Consider the following 16931-nt stretch of genomic DNA (forward strand, 5'->3'; position numbering starts at 1 on the left):
AATTGAAGGACCAATTCTGTTGGCAGGTATCGAGGGCTCAGCAAAAAACCGCGTAAACGCCTGGATTTGCTGGCTTTTTAACAAGTCTTGGATTTAGCGAGGGGTACAAGGAGAGGTCGGCGGGATGTTACTGGAACGAATTCGTGCCTCGTTTCGGGGCGTTCGGTAACAAAACGGGGCGCGCTTACAGGTCAGGCGGGAGCAAAATTCCGTTACCGGGAAACCTGCGCCGAACGGCAGGCTTTCCCGGTGGATTCAGCATTCTTGAGTCAGTGTTTCCCGGTGCTCACGCGACTGCGCAGCAGGATCACGCCAACAATCGCCGCCAGCCCGGAACCCATCAGTACGCCGACTTTCACTTCATCGACCAGATGCGCCGAGCCCGGAAATGCCAGGTTGCCGATGAACAGACTCATGGTGAAGCCGATGCCGCACAGAATCGCGACGCCGTAGAGTTGTACCCAGTTGCTGCCTTCGGGCAACGTCGCCAGACCGGCGCGTATTGCCAGTACGGCCGCGAGGAACACGCCGATCTGTTTACCGACGAACAAGCCGAGGGCGACGCCCAGCGGCACAGGATCGATCAGGTTTTGCAGGGATATCCCGGACAGCGACACGCCAGCATTGGCAAAGCCGAAAATCGGCACGATGGCGAACGCCACCCAGTAATGCATCTTTTCTTCGAGAAACAGCAGCGGCGAGCGCGCTTCTTCTTCGGGTTTACCCAGCGGAATGCACAGTGCCAGCGCAACTCCGGCCAGCGTGGCGTGGACTCCCGATTGCAGGACGAAGAACCACAGCAGCGCACCCAACAGCAAATACGGCAACAGGCGGCGCACTTGCAGGCGATTCATGGCGATCAATACGCCCAGGGTCACGAACGAAGCCAGCAGCATCGGCATGTTCAGCCCGGAACTGTAGAAGAAGGCAATGATTGTCACTGCGCCCAGGTCATCGAGAATCGCCAGCGCGGCGAGGAAGACTTTCAGGGACGTTGGCACACGTTTGCCGAGCAGGGACAGCACGCCAAGGGCGAAGGCGATGTCTGTGGCCGCCGGGATCGCCCAGCCGCTCATGGTTTGCGGGTTGCCCCAGTTGATGGCGATATAGATCAGCGCCGGCACCAGCATGCCGCCCGCCGCCGCAAAGCCGGGCAGGGCGCGTTGCCCCCAGGTGGCGAGTCCGCCCGCCAGCACTTCGCGTTTGATTTCCAGGCCGACCATCAGAAAGAAGATCGCCATCAGCCCGTCGTTGATCCACAACTCGACGGAAAGGCCGAGCCAGACGCTGTGCAATATCGAAAAATAGCTCGCAGCCATGCCTGAGTTGGCGACGATCAACGCGGCCAGCGCCGCGCCCATCAAGACAATGCCGCCAGCGGACTCGGACGCCAGGAAGCTGGCAAGAATGGCGATGGCGCGTGGGGTTTCTTTATTGTTGTTATTCATCGTCGTCATTGGCGGTCGTGGCGTCCTTGAAGGGAACTGTAAAAAAACACATAACTATCTGTTGAGAATCCGTGGGACCGGATTTATCCGGGAAGAGGTCGTTTCATTCACTGCATTTTCGTCGTCAGGAATGCCGTCTTCCCGGATAAATCCGGTCCCACAGAATTCAGATCTTGCTTAGTTCAATCAAACAACACCGACTGGCCTTGGGTGCGTAGAGCACCACTTCCTGCAGCGTGCCGGACTCATTGTCCAATTGCAGGCAATCGTGCTTTTCCAGCAATTGCGGCGGGTGTTCGCCCAGGTTCGCGGCCATTTGCTGGGCGATGCTGAACAGCAGCAGTGTGTGCGCCGAGGTGAACAGGCGTTGCGGTTGCAGGACATCGATCCACTTCAGGCTGGCGCGGTAGCGCTGGGGAGCGTAGATCAGATTGAAGTCGCGAATCGGTCCATCAAGCAGATTGCAGCTGACCTGACTGTCGCCACTGAAGGCAAATGGATCGCCGGGGAGCAGCGGCTCGGTCAACGCGCCGTCCACATCCAGCGTCATGCCCGCGCCTTGCAGCACGGTGATGATGCGCTGATAACCGGCAAATACCGAAAACCCGCCCGACTCCGCGATATCGGCAATCGACAGCCGCCAGCCAAAAGCGTCCAGGCCAACGCCCGCATCGCGGGTGATTTCTTCGGTGCTGCCGCCGCCGTTTTTCCAAGGCATGCGGGGGTAGTCGGCGGCGCGCAGAACAGTCAGTCGGGTCATTTGCTGAAACGTCCTTCCAGGCGATGGCGGGAACCGGGATGAATCAGGCGCGCAGCGGTAACAGGCTGACGGCCGGACCAGGTGCGGCGGCGAATCAGCAGGCAAGGTTCGCCGGGCTCGATTTGCAGCAGTTTGCATTCGTCGGTCTCGGCGAGAATCGCCTCGACCACGTGCTCGCCTTCGGTCAGCGGTGCGACTTGCGACAGATAGGCGTAGGGCGTTTGCAGGGTGAAATCCTGCTTGAGGTACTCCGGCGCGACCAGGGCGTTGACGAAACGGTCTTCGATTTGCACCGGCAGATCGTTTTCGAAATGCACGATCAGCGAATGGAAGACTCGTTGGCCTTCCCGCATGTCCAGGGCCAGGGCGCGTTCCGAGCCTGCCGCTTCTTCATTGAGCAGGATGACCTTGCAGCTATGACGATGACCACGAGCGGCAATTTCGTCGGCAATGTTATGGACTTCAAACAGCGCCGACTGGCTCTTGGGTTCTGCGACGAATGTTCCTACGCCTTGCATCCGCACCAGCAAGCCCTCGGCGGTCAGCTCACGCAAGGCACGATTGATGGTCATGCGGCTGAAACCCAATTGGGTGACCAGCTCGCTTTCCGACGGCACGCGGTGATGTGGCGCCCAGGTTCCATTCTGGATCTGCTGGGCGATCATGTGCTTGACTCGGGCGTATAGCGGCGCCGGACTGTCACCCATCTGGGCGGCCAGTGGAGAAATGGCAGGCGGAGTCGGCACTGGGCAATCCTTGTTTTCAATGGTCATGTCGATGCAGTTACGTGGCGCATCGACCGTTACGTAAGTGTGCTCACGCTAACCACTAACCGGTCCGGCGGCAAGCTTGTCGGAGTTTACCCAGCAGGCAAACGTCTGTATATGTATATACAAATCAGTTCTTTTCGGGATGCAGAGCCATGTCCGCCTTCTTTGCCGAGCGTGCATTATTACCCAGTGGTTGGGCCAACAACGTGCGTCTTGAAGTCAGTAATGGCTTTATCACGCAGGTAACGGCTGATGCCGACGCGAATGGCGCCGAGCTGCTCAACGGGCCTTTGCTGGCGGGCATGCCGAATCTGCATTCCCACGCTTTTCAGCGGGCGATGGCCGGTCTGGCCGAAGTGGCGGGCAATCCCAACGACAGTTTCTGGACCTGGCGCGACCTCATGTACCGTCTGGTCGGGCAGATCAGCCCGCAGCAATTGGGTGTCATCGCCCGCCAGCTGTACATCGAAATGCTCAAGGCCGGTTACACCTCGGTGGCTGAATTCCACTATGTGCACCAGGACACCAACGGCAAACCTTTCGCCGACCCCGCTGAACTGGCGTTGCAGATCAGCCAGGCCGCCAGCGCCGCCGGTATTGGCCTGACGCTGCTGCCGGTGCTGTACAGCCACTCCGGTTTTGGCGGGCAAGCACCGAACGAAGGTCAGCGGCGATTTATCCACAGCACCGACAGCTATCTGGATTTGCAGGCACGCTTGCAACCGCTGCTGGCAAAACAGCCTGCGCAAGCGTTAGGGCTGTGCTTTCACTCGTTGCGGGCGGTCACGCCGCAGCAGATCAGCGAGGTGTTGAGCGCCAGCGACCAGCAATGTCCAGTGCATATCCATATCGCCGAGCAACAGAAGGAAGTCGATGACTGCCTGGCCTGGAGTGGGCGGCGGCCGTTGCAATGGCTGTATGAAAACGCGCCGGTGGACGAGCGCTGGTGTCTGGTTCATGCCACTCACGCGCAGCCCGATGAGGTTGCGCTAATGGCCAAAAGTGGTGCGGTGGCGGGTTTGTGCCTGACCACGGAGGCAAATTTGGGCGACGGGATTTTCCCTGCTGTCGACTACATCGCGCAAGGCGGGCGCTGGGGGATTGGTTCAGACAGCCACGTTTCGCTCAGTGTCGTCGAAGAGCTGCGCTGGCTGGAGTACGGGCAGCGCTTGCGCGACCAGCGCCGTAATCGCTTGTATCGCAGCGATCAGCCGATGGTTGGCCGGACTTTGTATGACGCAGCGTTGGCGGGCGGCGCGCAGGCCTTGGGTCAGCCAATCGGCCAATTGCAGATCGGGCAACGCGCCGACTGGCTGGTGCTGGATGGCAATGATCCGTATATCGCCACGGCGTCGGGCGACGGGATTCTCAACCGTTGGTTGTTTGCGGGTGGTGATCGGCAGATTCGTGACGTGATGGTCAACGGCCAATGGGTCGTGCGTGAAGGGCGTCATGCCGGGGAAGAGCAGAGCAATCGGGAATTTGCCCAAGTGTTGCGGGAGATGTTGGGCTGATAGCCAGAAGCTGGCTTATACGGGCGGCATGAGATTCATTGTGGGAGGGAATTCATTCCCGAAGGCGGCATTCCTGCCGACACTTGTCTGGCGGCTGAACCGAAGCCTTCCCGGATAAATCCGGTCCCACAATTTTTCAGTCAGAGATCATTTCCCAGCCTTACCGATCTTTGAATCTTCAACCCGCCAGATCAGCTTGGTGGTGTCATAGCCCTGCTGCTGGGCTTTGCTCAGCAGTTCGGCCTTGGTGGCGTCCGATACGGTTGGCGTGCGCGACAGCAGCCACAGGTATTTGCGATCCGGATTGCCCACCACGGCGGTCTTGTAACCGTCGCCGATGTACAGCACCCAGTAATCGCCCTTGGCTACGCCCGGCAGCAGTCGCGAAAACCAGTTATCGAACACGACCCACAGCTTGTCGGTCTTGCCCGGAACCTGCGGCGATGCCGTTCCCGTCGCTTCTTGCCACTCGCCTTCAGCAGTCTGGCAGCGGTTGGTCACGCCAACGTTGCCGTCGTCTTTGAGCGAATAATGGGCTTCGGACTGGGCGCAATTACGCTGAAAGAACATCGGCAGGCGCGCCAGTTCGTACCAGGTGCCCTGATATTTCTTCAGGTCGACGTTATCGACGGTCTTGGGCTCAAGCGAGTCAGCCGAATGAGCAAAGCCGATGGCCAGAAAGCTCGCCATGAGCACCAGGCCGAATCGCATCAGTAATTTGATCATGACTTACTTCAGACCCTGGCCCGAAAACAGCACCACTTTGTCGGCCGCGTATTGCACGCTGATAAAGCTGTTCTTGTCGCCCCAAGTGCAGCTGGACATGCCCAGCGCGCCGGAACATTCGGTCGGGCTGCCTAACAGACTCTCAACCTGGCCCTTGCCCATGCCGGCAGAAATCTTCGAATAATTTTCCTGAGTGATCTTGCTGCAAGCGGCCAGCAGAACGCAAAACGACAACAACGCGAGAGAGCGCAGAGACATGGATGAAGCTCCTGAACGGAAGGGGGCAACGTCGCAGCATCGGTCCGATGGACAAACATACTGGCGTAATGCCGATAGCTTAGAAGAGAAAAACCGGATCTGGTTCCCTTGGTCGCCTATAGTTCGCTTGTCGGACCAAATTAAGACTAAAATCAGTCTTTCCGGAAATTTGAAGGAGGATGCGCATGAAGTATTCATCCCGGGTTAAGCCCATCAGCTATCTCAAAAGCCATGCGGCTGAAATCGTAAAAGATATATCGGAGAGTCGCGAGCCCATGCTCATTACCCAGAATGGTGAGGCGAAACTGGTAGTCATCGATGTGAAAAGCTATGAAGAGCAAATGGAAACCTTCGCTCTGCTAAAAATACTCGCTCTTGGCAGCCGTGAAATCGAGCGAGGGGAGTACAAGAATGTCGAGGAAGTATTTGCGGAGCTGGATAGGATCGATGACGAATGAGTTTCAAAGTGGTGATCCTGAAATCCGCACAGCACGACCTGAAAGAGCTTCGTAACTACATCGTAAATAAGTTCTCCCATGAAACTTGGCTGGTAACGTCCGACAAGCTTAAGAGCACGCTGAAGACCCTGGAGATATCCCCATTTTCGGGAAGCGTTCCTGAAGAAATCGAAATGCTGAATCTGGGGCCGTTCCGGCAGATCATTTCGGATATGAATCGCATCATCTATGAAACGCGACAGGATGTCGTTTTCGTTCACGCAATTGTTGATACGCGGCGCAACCTGACTTCGTTACTAACCAAACGATTGATGCATAGCACTTTGTAATTGCCTAAAACCTCGACCCACGCCCCTTCAAGAACTCGATTTCCTCATCCGTCGAAGGGCGGCCGAGGGTTTCGTTGCGGTGGGGGAAGCGGCCGAAGCGGGCGATGACTTGCTGGTGGCGCTCGGCGTAGTCGAGGCTTTCGTTGAAGTAGTCGCGGTCGGTGGCGGGCAGGAGCGGGAGCAGTTCGGCGAAACGGGCGACGGCCTGATTTTGCGCGTCGATGTTTTCGCTGTGTTCCAGGACCAGATAAATGAAGGTGCGTTGCAGCGGGTCGAGCAGTTGGTCGCGGCCGAGTTTCAAGCCATGTTCGACCAGGGCCTGGGCACGGGCATCACCGGCAAAGGCTTTTGGGGTGTCGCGATAGATCATGCGCGGCAATTGATCAAGCAACAGCACCAGCGCCAGCCAGCCGTCCGGGTTTGCCACCCATTCGTTCAAACCGCCCGCCAGTGCCTTGTCGACCTGTTCACCGAAGCGAGCAAGGGCTTCGGTGTCCTGGGATTTTTTCTTGCCGAACCACAGCTTGCCCTTGGCCTGCACCACTTCAGTGGCGGTTTCGGCACTGCCGAACCACCACTCCAGCACGGGCAGCCAAGGGGCAATCATGGTTTATTCCTTGTGATAGGCCGTTACGCGCGCCACTTCTTCCTTGGAACCGAGGAATACCGCAACGCGCTGGTGCAGGCCTTCAGGCTGGATGTCGAGAATACGCTGACGGCCGTCGGTGGACGCGCCGCCCGCTTGCTCGACCAGGAACGACATCGGGTTGGCTTCGTACATCAGACGCAGTTTGCCCGGCTTGGACGGCTCGCGGCTGTCGCGCGGGTACATGAACACGCCGCCACGGGTCAGGATGCGATGCACGTCGCCTACCATCGCGGCAACCCAGCGCATGTTGTAGTTCTTGCTCAGCGGGCCATCTTCACCTTCCAGCAACTCGTTCACGTAGCGTTTTACCGGGGCTTCCCAGTAACGCTGGTTGGACATGTTGATGGCGAATTCCTGAGTGGATTCCGGGATCTTGATGTCTTCGTGGGTCAGGACGAAGCTGCCCATTTCGCGGTCCAGCGTGAAGCCTTTCACGCCATCACCCAGGGTCAGCACCAACATGGTCTGCGGGCCGTAGATTGCATAACCGGCAGCGACCTGCTCGGTGCCTGGCTGCAGGAAAGCCTTTTCGTTCAGGTGTTCGTTCTGGCTCAGGTATTCATTCGGGCATCGCAGCACCGAGAAGATAGTACCGACCGGGGCATTGATATCGATGTTCGACGAACCATCAAGCGGGTCGAAAACCAGCAGGTACGCGCCTTTCGGGTATTTGCCCGGGATCTGGTAGGCGTTGTCCATTTCTTCGGACGCCATGCCGGCCAGGTGACCGCCCCATTCGTTGGCTTCGAGCAGGATTTCGTTGGAGATCACGTCGAGTTTTTTCTGAACTTCGCCTTGTACGTTTTCAGTACCCATGCTGCCGAGTACGCCGCCCAGCGCGCCTTTGGAGACGGCGTGGCTGATTTCCTTGCACGCACGCGCCACCACTTCGATCAGGAAACGCAGATCGGCAGGGGTGTTGTTGCTGCGGGTCTGCTCAATCAAATAGCGACTCAGGGTAACGCGGGACATGGAGAGCTCCGAATATGGGGGATAAAAACCCGCGCAGTTTAACGCGAGTGGGGACGTAATACTGCCCATAAGACTGGGTTAACACCCATTGAGTTCACGTGTCAGCTGAGCGTAGCTGGAAATCGTAAATATGGGAGTCCTGCAATGTTGTAGGACCGGCTTCAGCCGGGAGGGTGTTTCTCGCGGCTAAAGCTGCTCCTACGATTGGGTCGCGGGCTCACGGCTTGGGCGTCGCAGCCCGCAATGTACTCAAGGCCATCCAGCCGAGGAAGATCACGCCGCAGACCAGCACCGCCCACAGCCCGACACGTTTCCAGTCAATGCTGGCGACCGCAGGTTCTGGCTGCGCGGCAACAATGACCGGAGCGCCAGCGGGCTCGGCTTTGCCCAGAGTGTTCATTTTTTGCACGCTGTAATCGGGAATGAGCGTCGCCAATGGCAGATTGGCAGCTTTTGCCGCCGGATTGCCGATGGCCAAGGTAAACGGGCCATTGCCCCGCGCCAGAAACACCACCTGCGTGGCGCGCACGGCAAAGCGCACCTGTGGCGCTTCGTTGCCCAGTCCGCCGCCACGCTCGTCGACTTCCAGCTTCAACTGACGAACGATCTGGCCGGACAACAACAGTTCATCCTGCACCACGTCCTGCCCGTTCTGGGTCAGGCGATACAGCAAGCCGCTGCTGACCGGTTGCCACGCGTCCTGATCGCTGCGCCGCCCAAACAGCGTGCCCGGCGCAAGACTGTTGGCCTGGGCGATATCAAACTGCAGGCGTTCGACCGGCAAACCGCCAGGCAACTGCCAGACATATTCCCCCGGTTTTTCGACTTTGCCGCTCACGGCAGACGACCAGGTCAACGGCAATTCCGGACGCTCGGTGTTGGCGCTGAGCAACTGCGCCGAGGTCAGGTTCGGCGCCGTCTGCGGTGCGTTCCACAACAGGCGCAGATAACGCGCCGAGCGGCCCGGCAAAGCGACTTCGCGCTGCTCGACCAACTCGTCAGCGAAGGAAAGACGTGCCACTTGGCCGTTACCCCAGGCCTTCCAGTGTTGCAGGTCGTTGCTGGCTTCGATGCTGAAACGCTGGAAGCCCTCGTGTTCGGTGTCCCAGTCGATGATCAGTTGTTCCAGCGGCGCCTTGATGGCGCTGGTGTCCAGCAACCAGCCGCGCAGCACTTCGTCGCCCGCCTCGATATCACTTTGCGGCTGCACTTCGATCACCGTGCCGCTGGCCGTGCGCTGCACGCGAATGCCTGGCGCGGCTTCGGTATTGTCGGCGGCGCTGTAGATCGGGAACCACTTCACGGCGGTGGATGGTTGGTCGGCATGCTTCATGACCGGGCTTTCAGTCAGCGCGTAGGCCTGGACCTGGCCTTCGCTGTTGAACACCCGCAGGTCGCCAAGGCTGTTCTGCCGCGAATTGAGCTGCACCGTCAGCGGCAAATCGACGCGATACCAAGGGCCTTCGCCGGTCAGCTTCAGCGGTGTCTGGCTGGCAAAATCGCTCAGGTTTTCCTGGGCACTGGCCAGCGTCGCTGCCAACAACGCAGCGCCGAACACAACGGTTTTGAACAGCAGCTGACGACTCACCAACGCGATCCTCATGGATTTTCCGGCTCAGGATTGACTGAGCTTTTGTTATTTGGTGCCGAAGTTTTCGGCGGCAGTGGTGCGAAATATCCCACCACTAATAGCAAAACGCCAACGCCGATGAACGAGACGATGCGCGCCATCCCGCCTCGGTTGCTCAGTTCGACGAAGAACAGCTTGGCGACCACCACGCCGATCAGCATTGCGCCTGCGATCCAGACCTCGCGTCTTGCGCGCACATGCCCGCCGATCATCAGCGTCAAGGCCATCAGCGTCCAGACGATGGAGAGCCCGGCCTGTACTTGCATGGAACCCAGCAGATCATCGATGTCCCACGGCACGCCGGCCCAGTGGTGAGCGCTGCGCGTGACCATGGCGCTGAACAGCACGAACAGCGAGGCGCCAGCGGCGATCAGCGCGGCACGCTGCGCATGGCGTTCGCTCACGCCCAGTTGCGGCAACAGATTGCGCGTCCAGATAAATACGCCCAGCAGCGCGAACAGCAGGCCAAGTTCCAGCGGATTGAGCAACGGAATGTACGGCAGCGGATTGGCTGCTCCGTCACTGAACGAGTTGGCCAGCCAAAACCACGTCAGCATCAGCAGCGCCAGCAGGGCGGCGACCCAGACGCGGTACTCTTTCGGATACGCGGCAATCGGCCATGACCAGCGGCGCGATGAGGTCATCGCCAGCAGATACAGACTTGGCAGCAGCGCCCAGCCGAGCCAGCGCCAGGCGTTGTAATGCTCGGACAGCTGCGCCATGACCCAGCTCAACTCCAGCGCGAGCACGCTGATCGCCAGCCAGCAACCCAATACATGCGCCAGACTCAAGGCTTTGCCGGGCAGCATGTCTGCCAGTCGGCGTAGAGAAATCAGGTGTGCGGCGAGTACCGCCAGCCAGCCGAGCCAGGCCCAGTGGGCGAACAGATGATTGTTCCACAGCCAGTTGAAGAGCATCAGCACGCCACTTATCGGCGTCAGCGCCAGGGTCAGTTTCGCCAGTCCCGGCCAACGCAGGCGCAGGGCAGTAACCGTCCAGAGCGCAACGCTGGCGGCGGCGAGCAGCAGCATCCAGGTTGCCAGCAGGTCATCGGGGGAAAAACGCAACGCAGCCACGGTCAGTGCCAATATCCACCAGCCACCGCCCCAGAGAGTCAGCAGCGGCGACAGGTATTCAGCCTTCAGCGGGCCGGATGCCGCGATGCGCTGCACCAGCAGGGCGCTGATCAAGCCCGCCAGGGCGATGATCATCGGCGTCCAGAAATCGCCGTGGGCCAGGAGTGACGAGTACCAGGCGTTCATTTCGTTGAGGAACACCAGCCCGGCAGCCGCTTGCAGCAATAGCCCGAAGATGCGCGCCAGCAGCCGTTGCTGACGCATGCCCAGCCAGAACACCGCAGCGCCTTCGATGGCCCAGGCGCATGTCGTCCATTGCGCATCGAGGCCCAGCGGAATCGCCAGGGTTGCGAACACTACGCCCAGCGCCAGACAGGTTTCCACCAGCAGCAACGCGCGTCCCGGCGCACGGCCGGCCAGCAAGCGGGCGATGCCCATATAAAGCAGGCCTAATGCAAGTGCGCTGAAGGCTGCACCCAACTCGATGGTCTGCATGAGCGCGTATTGCAAGCCGAAGCCGACGATGGGCGTGCCGAACAGCAAGGTGCCGTCCACGTAATCGCCCTGCCGTCGGGACCAGCGCAGCATGGCTGCGCGGCTCTCGTCTTCCGGGGTGCTGGGCAATTCCTGCAACTTGCGACGGGCGAACAGCAGGCCGATGGCCAGATACATCAAGAAGAACAGCAGCAAGAACGGTTCGGTGCTCCAGAACAGTTCCAGCGTGTAACCGCGCAGGCCCCACGCCAGACCGATGCCAAAAGTGCCGAAGAACCCGATCAGGTTGAGCAGGCGCCAGGCCTTGAACCAGGCGATGGCGAAGATGCCAGCATTGAGCAAGGCGAAGTAGCTGAACAGCGTGATGTGGCTGCCTTGCCCGGTGGACGACAGGATCGGCGCCGCGAAACCGCCGAGTGCCGCCGCGCAGGCCAGGGCCAGGGAGTTCTGGATAATTGCCAACATCGCGGAAAAGGCCGTCGCCGCTACCAGCAGGACAAAGCCCAGACTGGGGTCGAGCAAACCATGGACTTTCATCGCGCCGATCACCGTCAGATACAGCACGCCGATCCCGGTGCCTTGCATCATCAGGGCAAAAGGCCTGTTGCGCTGCCGCAGCCACCAACCCAGACCCAACAAAGCCATGGCGCTGGCGGCGACCCCGGCATAACGCGCTTCAATCGGCACGACCATGCCTTCGGTGGCATAACGCAGCAGAAACGCCAGGCCGAGAAACAGCAAAACCACGCCGACGCGCAACACCGTGTTGCCGCCGAGCAGCCAGTCCCGGGCTTTTTGAATCACGGCATCAATGGGATTGGGGCTGGCTGGTGCTGCTTTGGGCTCAGTTTCAATGGCTTTGGCGCGAGTCAGCGGTGCAGCCGGTTGTGGCCATTGCGAATGAGCCTGCGCTTCGTCCGGCAAGTCCCAGATCAACTCCGGTCCATCGGATTGCGTGGCGACGATCACGGCGTCTTCGGGCAGCGGCGCAGCGGCGAGCGCCGGTTCGGCTGTGCTGAACGGGGAAGTGTGCGGGAATTCCAGGCGGGTCAGGCGTTGTTGCAGGGATTCGATGTTTTTCTGTGCTGCGTTGAGTTGCTCACGTTGCTCTGCCAATTGCTTGCGCAGTTTCGCCAGACGCACGCCCAACCAGGCGGCCAACACCAGGGCAATCGACGCGCTGCCGTTCATCCAGGGATAAAACAGGCCATCTGTCAGAAAGCCCACAGCGCCAAGCCCCACCACCAGCAAAATCCATTGCACGCCAGGACATCCTTTTCGGTCAGTAGTCGTTCAGGGGCGAACGCAGCGGCGCAGTATAGCGAGACGCGCCGGGGAATGGCGTGATGGGGCTGGCTGACTCCGATTGATCGGACTTCGTGGGAGCGAACTTGCTCGCGAAGGCATTGCGACAGGCATCCGAAAATGCGCCGATTGCACTGCCTTTTCGCGAGCAAGCTCGCTCCCACCGGGTTCCGGGTCAGGCCTTATTAGTCCAGCGCCTTCCAGATATCGCCCGCGTATTCACGGATGGTCCGGTCGGAGGAGAACCAGCCCATGCGTGCCGTGTTGAGCACGGCCGAGCGCCACCATTCCTTGGAGTCGTGCCAGTGTGCTTCGACTTTGGTCTGGGCGGCCCAATACGAGTCGAAGTCGGCGCAGACCAGGAAGCGGTCGTAAGCCATCAACTGGTCGATCAGGCCGACATAGCGGTTCGGATCATCCGGCGAGAACACCCCGCCACGAATCGCTTGCAGCACGTCATTGAGCCGGCCGGACGCCGCCGCTGCGGCATAGGCGCTGAAATCGCCGGTCTGCTTGTGCGCTTCGACTTCCTGGGCGGTCATGCCAAAGATGAACATGTGTTCCTGACCGATCAGCTCGCTCATTTCCACGTTGGCGCCGTCCAGTGTGCCAATGGTCAGCGCGCCGTTGAGGCCGAACTTCATGTTGCTGGTGCCCGATGCTTCCAGGCCCGCCGTGGAAATCTGTTCGGAAAGGTCGGCCGCCGGAATGATGCTTTCCGCCAGGCTGACGTTATAGTTGGGCATGAACACCACTTTAAGCAGGCCGCGTACGGTCGGGTCGTTGTTAACGGTCCGCGCGATGTCGTTGGTCAGCTTGATGATCAGTTTGGCCGAGTGATAACTGGCCGCCGCCTTGCCGGCGAAGATCTTCACGCGCGGCACCCAATCGGTGCCTGGCTCGGCGCGAATGGCCTGATACAGCGCAACGGTGTGGAACAGGTTCAGCAGTTGGCGCTTGTATTCATGGATCCGCTTGACCTGCACATCGAACATCGCCGCCGGGTTGACCACGATCCCCATGCGTTCATGGATAATCGCCGCCAGGGCGCGCTTGCTGTGCAGTCGCTGATCGGCAAATTGCTTGCGGAACGAGCTCTTGTCAGCAAAGGGTTCCAGCTCGATCAGGCGCGTCTCGGCATTGTCGAGCACCTCGTCGCCCAAGGCGTCCTTGAGCATTTCGGTCAACTTCGGGTTGGCCTGGAACAGCCAGCGGCGGAAGGTAATGCCGTTGGTTTTATTGTTGATGCGTTCCGGATACAGCTTGTGCAGCTCGGCGAACACCGTCTTGCGCATCAGTTGCGTGTGCAACGCAGATACGCCGTTGACGCTGTGGGAGCCAAGGAACGCGAGGTTGCCCATGCGCACGCGGCGGCCGTTGTCTTCTTCGATCAGCGATACGGCGCGCAGCACGTCGAAATCATGAATGCCTTTGGCACGCAGGGTGTCGATATGTTGCGCGTTGATCATGTAGATGATCTGCATGTGGCGCGGCAACATCCGCTCCATCAGGCCCACCGACCAGGTTTCCAGCGCCTCCGGCAGCAAGGTGTGGTTGGTGTAGGCCAGGGTGCCAACGGTGATTTTCCACGCGGTGTCCCACGCAATGCCGTGATTGTCGATCAACTGACGCATCAGTTCGGCCACGGCGATCGACGGGTGGGTGTCGTTCATCTGGATCGCCGCATGATCGGCCAGATCCAGCAGCGTGGCGTGCATGTTCAGGTGACGACGCAGCAGGTCCTGCAAGGACGCGGAGACGAAAAAGTATTCCTGGCGCAGGCGCAGTTCCTGGCCGGCTTCCGTGGCGTCGTTGGGGTACAGCACGCGGGAAATACTTTCCGCACGCACGACCTCGGCAACCGCGCCGAAGTGGTCGCCGGCGTTGAAACGCTCAAGGTGCAGATCGCCCACGGCTCGGGCGCGCCACAAGCGCAGGGTGTTCACACTCTTGCCGCGCCAGCCGACCACGGGCGTGTCATAGGCGATGGCCCGCACGGTTTCCGATGGACGCCAGACCTGATGCGGTTCGCCCGCGTCATTGAGGACGGTTTCGACACTGCCGCTGAAACCGATGGGGTAAACCACTTCAGGGCGTTCAAATTCCCATGGGTTACCGAAGTCCAGCCAGTTTTCCGTTTGTTCCTGCTGCCAGCCATCGACGATCGCCTGACGGAACAGGCCGTGTTCGTAGCGAATACCGTAGCCATGCCCGGCAATGCCCAGGGTCGACATGCTTTCCATGAAGCAGGCGGCCAGACGACCTAGGCCGCCGTTGCCCAGCGCTGCGTCCGGTTCGAGCAGACGGATGCGCTCGATGTCCACGCCCAGTTCGGTCATGGCCTCGCGAGCGATTTCCAGCAAACCGAGATTGCTCAGGCTGTCGTACAGCAGACGCCCGATGAGAAATTCCAGAGACAGGTAATAGACGCGTTTCTGAACCTTGCGGTAAATCTGCCGAGTGTGGTCCATCCAGTGCTCAACCATGTGGTCGCGAGCGGCCAGTGCCACGGCTTCGAACCAGTCATGCTCAAAAGCATGGTCGGGATCCTTGCCCACCGCATAGGTGAGTTTGGCAAGAACAGCGGCGCGGAAAGCAGCCACCTCAGCGTCACGAACGAGTGGTTCCTGAGACATCAATGCGACCTCAAGTAGTCAGACGAATGAAGGATGGGTTCTTTTGACTTTAGGGCGTGTTTCCGGTTATTTCCCGAAATATCCGAATTAACCGGGTGAACATCCCCTGCTTCGACACAAGCTTGACGCTCTGGTTCGCGAACCCACGTAATTGGCAAAACGCTTGCATTGATCGTTCCAGTCGCAAGAAAGCTGTCGTTTGACAGCATGAACATTCCTCGTTTCGGGTTTATGATGCCCAACGGCAGATAGATAGCAGCCCTCCAATCGCAATCACGGAGCACCTATGCAGACCTTGTACCCGCAGATCAAACCCTACGCCCGGCACGATCTGGCTGTGGAGCAGCCGCATGTGTTGTATGTCGACGAGAGCGGGTCGCCGGAAGGTCTGCCGGTGGTCTTCATTCATGGTGGTCCCGGTGCAGGATGCGATGCGCAGAGCCGCCGTTATTTTGACCCTAACATGTATCGCATCATTACTTTCGATCAGCGCGGCTGCGGCCGTTCGACGCCCCACGCCAATCTCGAAAACAATACGACCTGGCATCTGGTCGAAGATCTGGAGCGGATTCGCGAGCATCTGGGTATCGACAAATGGGTGCTGTTCGGCGGTTCCTGGGGTTCGACTCTGGCGCTGGCGTATGCCCAGAAGCATCCAGAGCGCGTCCATGCGATGATCCTGCGCGGCATTTTCCTGGCCCGCAAACAAGAGATCGACTGGTTCTACCAATGTGGCGCGAGCCGCATGTTCCCGGATTACTGGCAGGACTACGTGGCGCCGATCCCGCTGGACGAGCGCGACAATTTATTGGCCGCCTTCCATAAACGCCTGACCGGCTCCGACCAGATCGCCCAGATGCACGCGGCCAAGGCCTGGTCGACCTGGGAAGGCCGCGCTGCGACCTTGCGCCCTAATCCGCAAGTGGTTGATCGCTTCTCGGAGCCGCAGCGGGCGCTGTCCATTGCGCGCATCGAATGCCATTACTTCACCAACCAGTCGTTCCTTGAAGAAAACCAGCTGATTCGCGACATGCCCAAGATCGCTCATCTGCCGGGCATCATCGTGCATGGTCGCTATGACGTGATCTGCCCGTTGGACAATGCCTGGGAATTGCATCAGGCGTGGCCCAACAGCGAGCTGCAAGTGATTCGCGATGCCGGTCACGCAGCTTCTGAACCGGGCATCACCGACGCACTGGTCCGCGCCGCCGCGCAAGTGGCCCGCCGGTTGCTGGATTTACCGCCTGAAGAGGCGTGACACCAATTGGTGCAAGCCTGTGTGTCATCTGCATGACTGAATCAAGGAAAGGGTAATGAAAGCCTTGCTACAACGCGTGCGCGGTGCCCGTGTCGAGGTGGATGGGCAGATTGTCGGGTCCATCGACCAAGGGCTGCTGGTGCTGGTCGGCGTCGAGCCTCAAGACACGCAGGCCAGTGCCGATAAGATGTTGCACAAGTTGCTCAATTACCGGGTGTTCAGCGATGCCGAGGGCAAGATGAATCTGTCGCTGCGTGATGTCGCGGGCGGATTGCTGCTGGTTTCACAGTTCACTTTGGCCGCTGACACCAAAAGTGGCATGCGCCCAAGCTTCTCCAGGGCCGCGCCTCCGGCACTGGGCGCGCAATTGTTCGACTATTTACTGTCACAGGCAAAAAGCTCGCACGCGCAGGTTTCAGCGGGCCAATTTGGTGCGGATATGCAGGTGCATTTGGTCAATGATGGCCCAGTGACATTTTTGCTTGAGTCATAAATGACAATCTGGCCTGCGTGCCCTGAATTTATTAGGCGATAAAGCGATAAATACTTTGCTGCACCTGATGCGTTGTAACGCGTGCTACTAGATAATCGCGCGCTGCGGGTATCGGCGTTTGTAGGTCCGTTCGGCAAGGTCAGTAGTCTGGTTC

Annotated in this window: 15 protein-coding genes; 5 read left to right on the plus strand and 10 right to left on the minus strand. The window is 59.4% G+C overall.

Going from position 1 to position 16931, the window contains the following annotated elements:
- Positions 1 to 269: 269 nt before the first annotated feature.
- The 3 genes from nhaA to hutC form a co-directional block, all read right to left on the minus strand.
- A complete protein-coding gene (gene nhaA / locus ACP7E4_RS16300) occupies positions 270 to 1448 on the minus strand; it encodes a Na+/H+ antiporter NhaA (protein WP_426116020.1) in 1179 nt (392 codons plus the stop codon).
- Positions 1449 to 1614: 166 nt separating this feature from the next.
- Positions 1615 to 2208: a HutD/Ves family protein gene (locus ACP7E4_RS16305; RefSeq protein ID WP_426116022.1), complete on the minus strand. Its 594-nt coding sequence runs from the start codon at positions 2206 to 2208 to the stop codon at positions 1615 to 1617.
- Positions 2205 to 2981, minus strand: a complete 777-nt coding sequence (gene hutC / locus ACP7E4_RS16310; RefSeq protein ID WP_426116024.1) for a histidine utilization repressor — start codon at positions 2979 to 2981, stop codon at positions 2205 to 2207. Before hutC ends, ACP7E4_RS16305 begins: the two co-directional genes overlap by 4 nt.
- Before the next feature lie 149 nt (positions 2982 to 3130).
- On the opposite strand from hutC, the gene ACP7E4_RS16315 reads away from it, so the two are divergent.
- Positions 3131 to 4492, plus strand: coding sequence for a formimidoylglutamate deiminase (locus tag ACP7E4_RS16315; RefSeq protein WP_426116026.1), 1362 nt, complete (start codon positions 3131 to 3133; stop codon positions 4490 to 4492).
- Positions 4493 to 4639: 147 nt separating this feature from the next.
- Here the strand turns inward: ACP7E4_RS16315 and ACP7E4_RS16320 are convergent, their stop codons facing one another.
- Together ACP7E4_RS16320 and ACP7E4_RS16325 are read right to left on the minus strand one after the other, a co-directional pair.
- Positions 4640 to 5218, minus strand: coding sequence for a lipocalin family protein (locus tag ACP7E4_RS16320; RefSeq protein WP_426116028.1), 579 nt, complete (start codon positions 5216 to 5218; stop codon positions 4640 to 4642).
- Between the two features lie 3 nt (positions 5219 to 5221).
- Complete coding sequence (locus ACP7E4_RS16325; protein WP_065831637.1) at positions 5222 to 5476, minus strand: hypothetical protein; 255 nt, start codon at positions 5474 to 5476, stop codon at positions 5222 to 5224.
- A gap of 185 nt (positions 5477 to 5661) precedes the next feature.
- Between ACP7E4_RS16325 and ACP7E4_RS16330 the strand changes: the two genes are divergently transcribed.
- Both ACP7E4_RS16330 and ACP7E4_RS16335 read left to right on the plus strand, forming a co-directional pair.
- Positions 5662 to 5934, plus strand: a complete 273-nt coding sequence (locus ACP7E4_RS16330; RefSeq protein ID WP_426116030.1) for a type II toxin-antitoxin system Phd/YefM family antitoxin — start codon at positions 5662 to 5664, stop codon at positions 5932 to 5934.
- A complete protein-coding gene (locus ACP7E4_RS16335) occupies positions 5931 to 6263 on the plus strand; it encodes a type II toxin-antitoxin system RelE/ParE family toxin (protein ID WP_426116032.1) in 333 nt (110 codons plus the stop codon). Before ACP7E4_RS16330 ends, ACP7E4_RS16335 begins: the two co-directional genes overlap by 4 nt.
- Positions 6264 to 6267: 4 nt before the next feature.
- Here the strand turns inward: ACP7E4_RS16335 and ACP7E4_RS16340 are convergent, their stop codons facing one another.
- From ACP7E4_RS16340 to ACP7E4_RS16360, 5 genes are all read right to left on the minus strand, one after another.
- A complete protein-coding gene (locus ACP7E4_RS16340) occupies positions 6268 to 6870 on the minus strand; it encodes a DUF924 family protein (RefSeq protein ID WP_426116034.1) in 603 nt (200 codons plus the stop codon).
- Positions 6871 to 6873: 3 nt separating this feature from the next.
- Complete coding sequence (locus ACP7E4_RS16345) at positions 6874 to 7884, minus strand: class 1 fructose-bisphosphatase (RefSeq protein WP_426116036.1); 1011 nt, start codon at positions 7882 to 7884, stop codon at positions 6874 to 6876.
- A 217-nt stretch (positions 7885 to 8101) separates the two neighbouring features.
- The gene (locus ACP7E4_RS16350; protein WP_426116038.1) at positions 8102 to 9487 is read right to left on the minus strand and encodes a DUF3999 domain-containing protein; all 1386 of its coding nucleotides are present in this window, start codon (positions 9485 to 9487) and stop codon (positions 8102 to 8104) included.
- Positions 9484 to 12348, minus strand: a complete 2865-nt coding sequence (locus ACP7E4_RS16355) for a DUF2339 domain-containing protein (RefSeq protein ID WP_426116040.1) — start codon at positions 12346 to 12348, stop codon at positions 9484 to 9486. The genes ACP7E4_RS16350 and ACP7E4_RS16355 overlap by 4 nt, the downstream gene beginning before the upstream one ends.
- Positions 12349 to 12575: 227 nt before the next feature.
- Positions 12576 to 15026 (minus strand): glycogen/starch/alpha-glucan phosphorylase, encoded by a 2451-nt coding sequence (locus tag ACP7E4_RS16360; protein ID WP_047573151.1) that lies wholly within the window; start codon positions 15024 to 15026, stop codon positions 12576 to 12578.
- A 286-nt stretch (positions 15027 to 15312) separates the two neighbouring features.
- Between ACP7E4_RS16360 and pip the strand changes: the two genes are divergently transcribed.
- Both pip and dtd read left to right on the plus strand, forming a co-directional pair.
- Positions 15313 to 16284, plus strand: coding sequence for a prolyl aminopeptidase (gene pip, locus ACP7E4_RS16365; RefSeq protein ID WP_426116042.1), 972 nt, complete (start codon positions 15313 to 15315; stop codon positions 16282 to 16284).
- 55 nt (positions 16285 to 16339) lie between these two features.
- Positions 16340 to 16777 carry a D-aminoacyl-tRNA deacylase gene (gene dtd, locus ACP7E4_RS16370; RefSeq protein ID WP_426116044.1) on the plus strand — a complete coding sequence of 146 codons (438 nt, stop codon included), beginning with the start codon at positions 16340 to 16342 and terminating at the stop codon, positions 16775 to 16777.
- Positions 16778 to 16931 lie beyond the last annotated feature (154 nt).

Origin of the sequence: Pseudomonas sp. DSP3-2-3, from assembly GCF_049898225.1 — a bacterium.
Taxonomy (GTDB): domain Bacteria; phylum Pseudomonadota; class Gammaproteobacteria; order Pseudomonadales; family Pseudomonadaceae; genus Aquipseudomonas.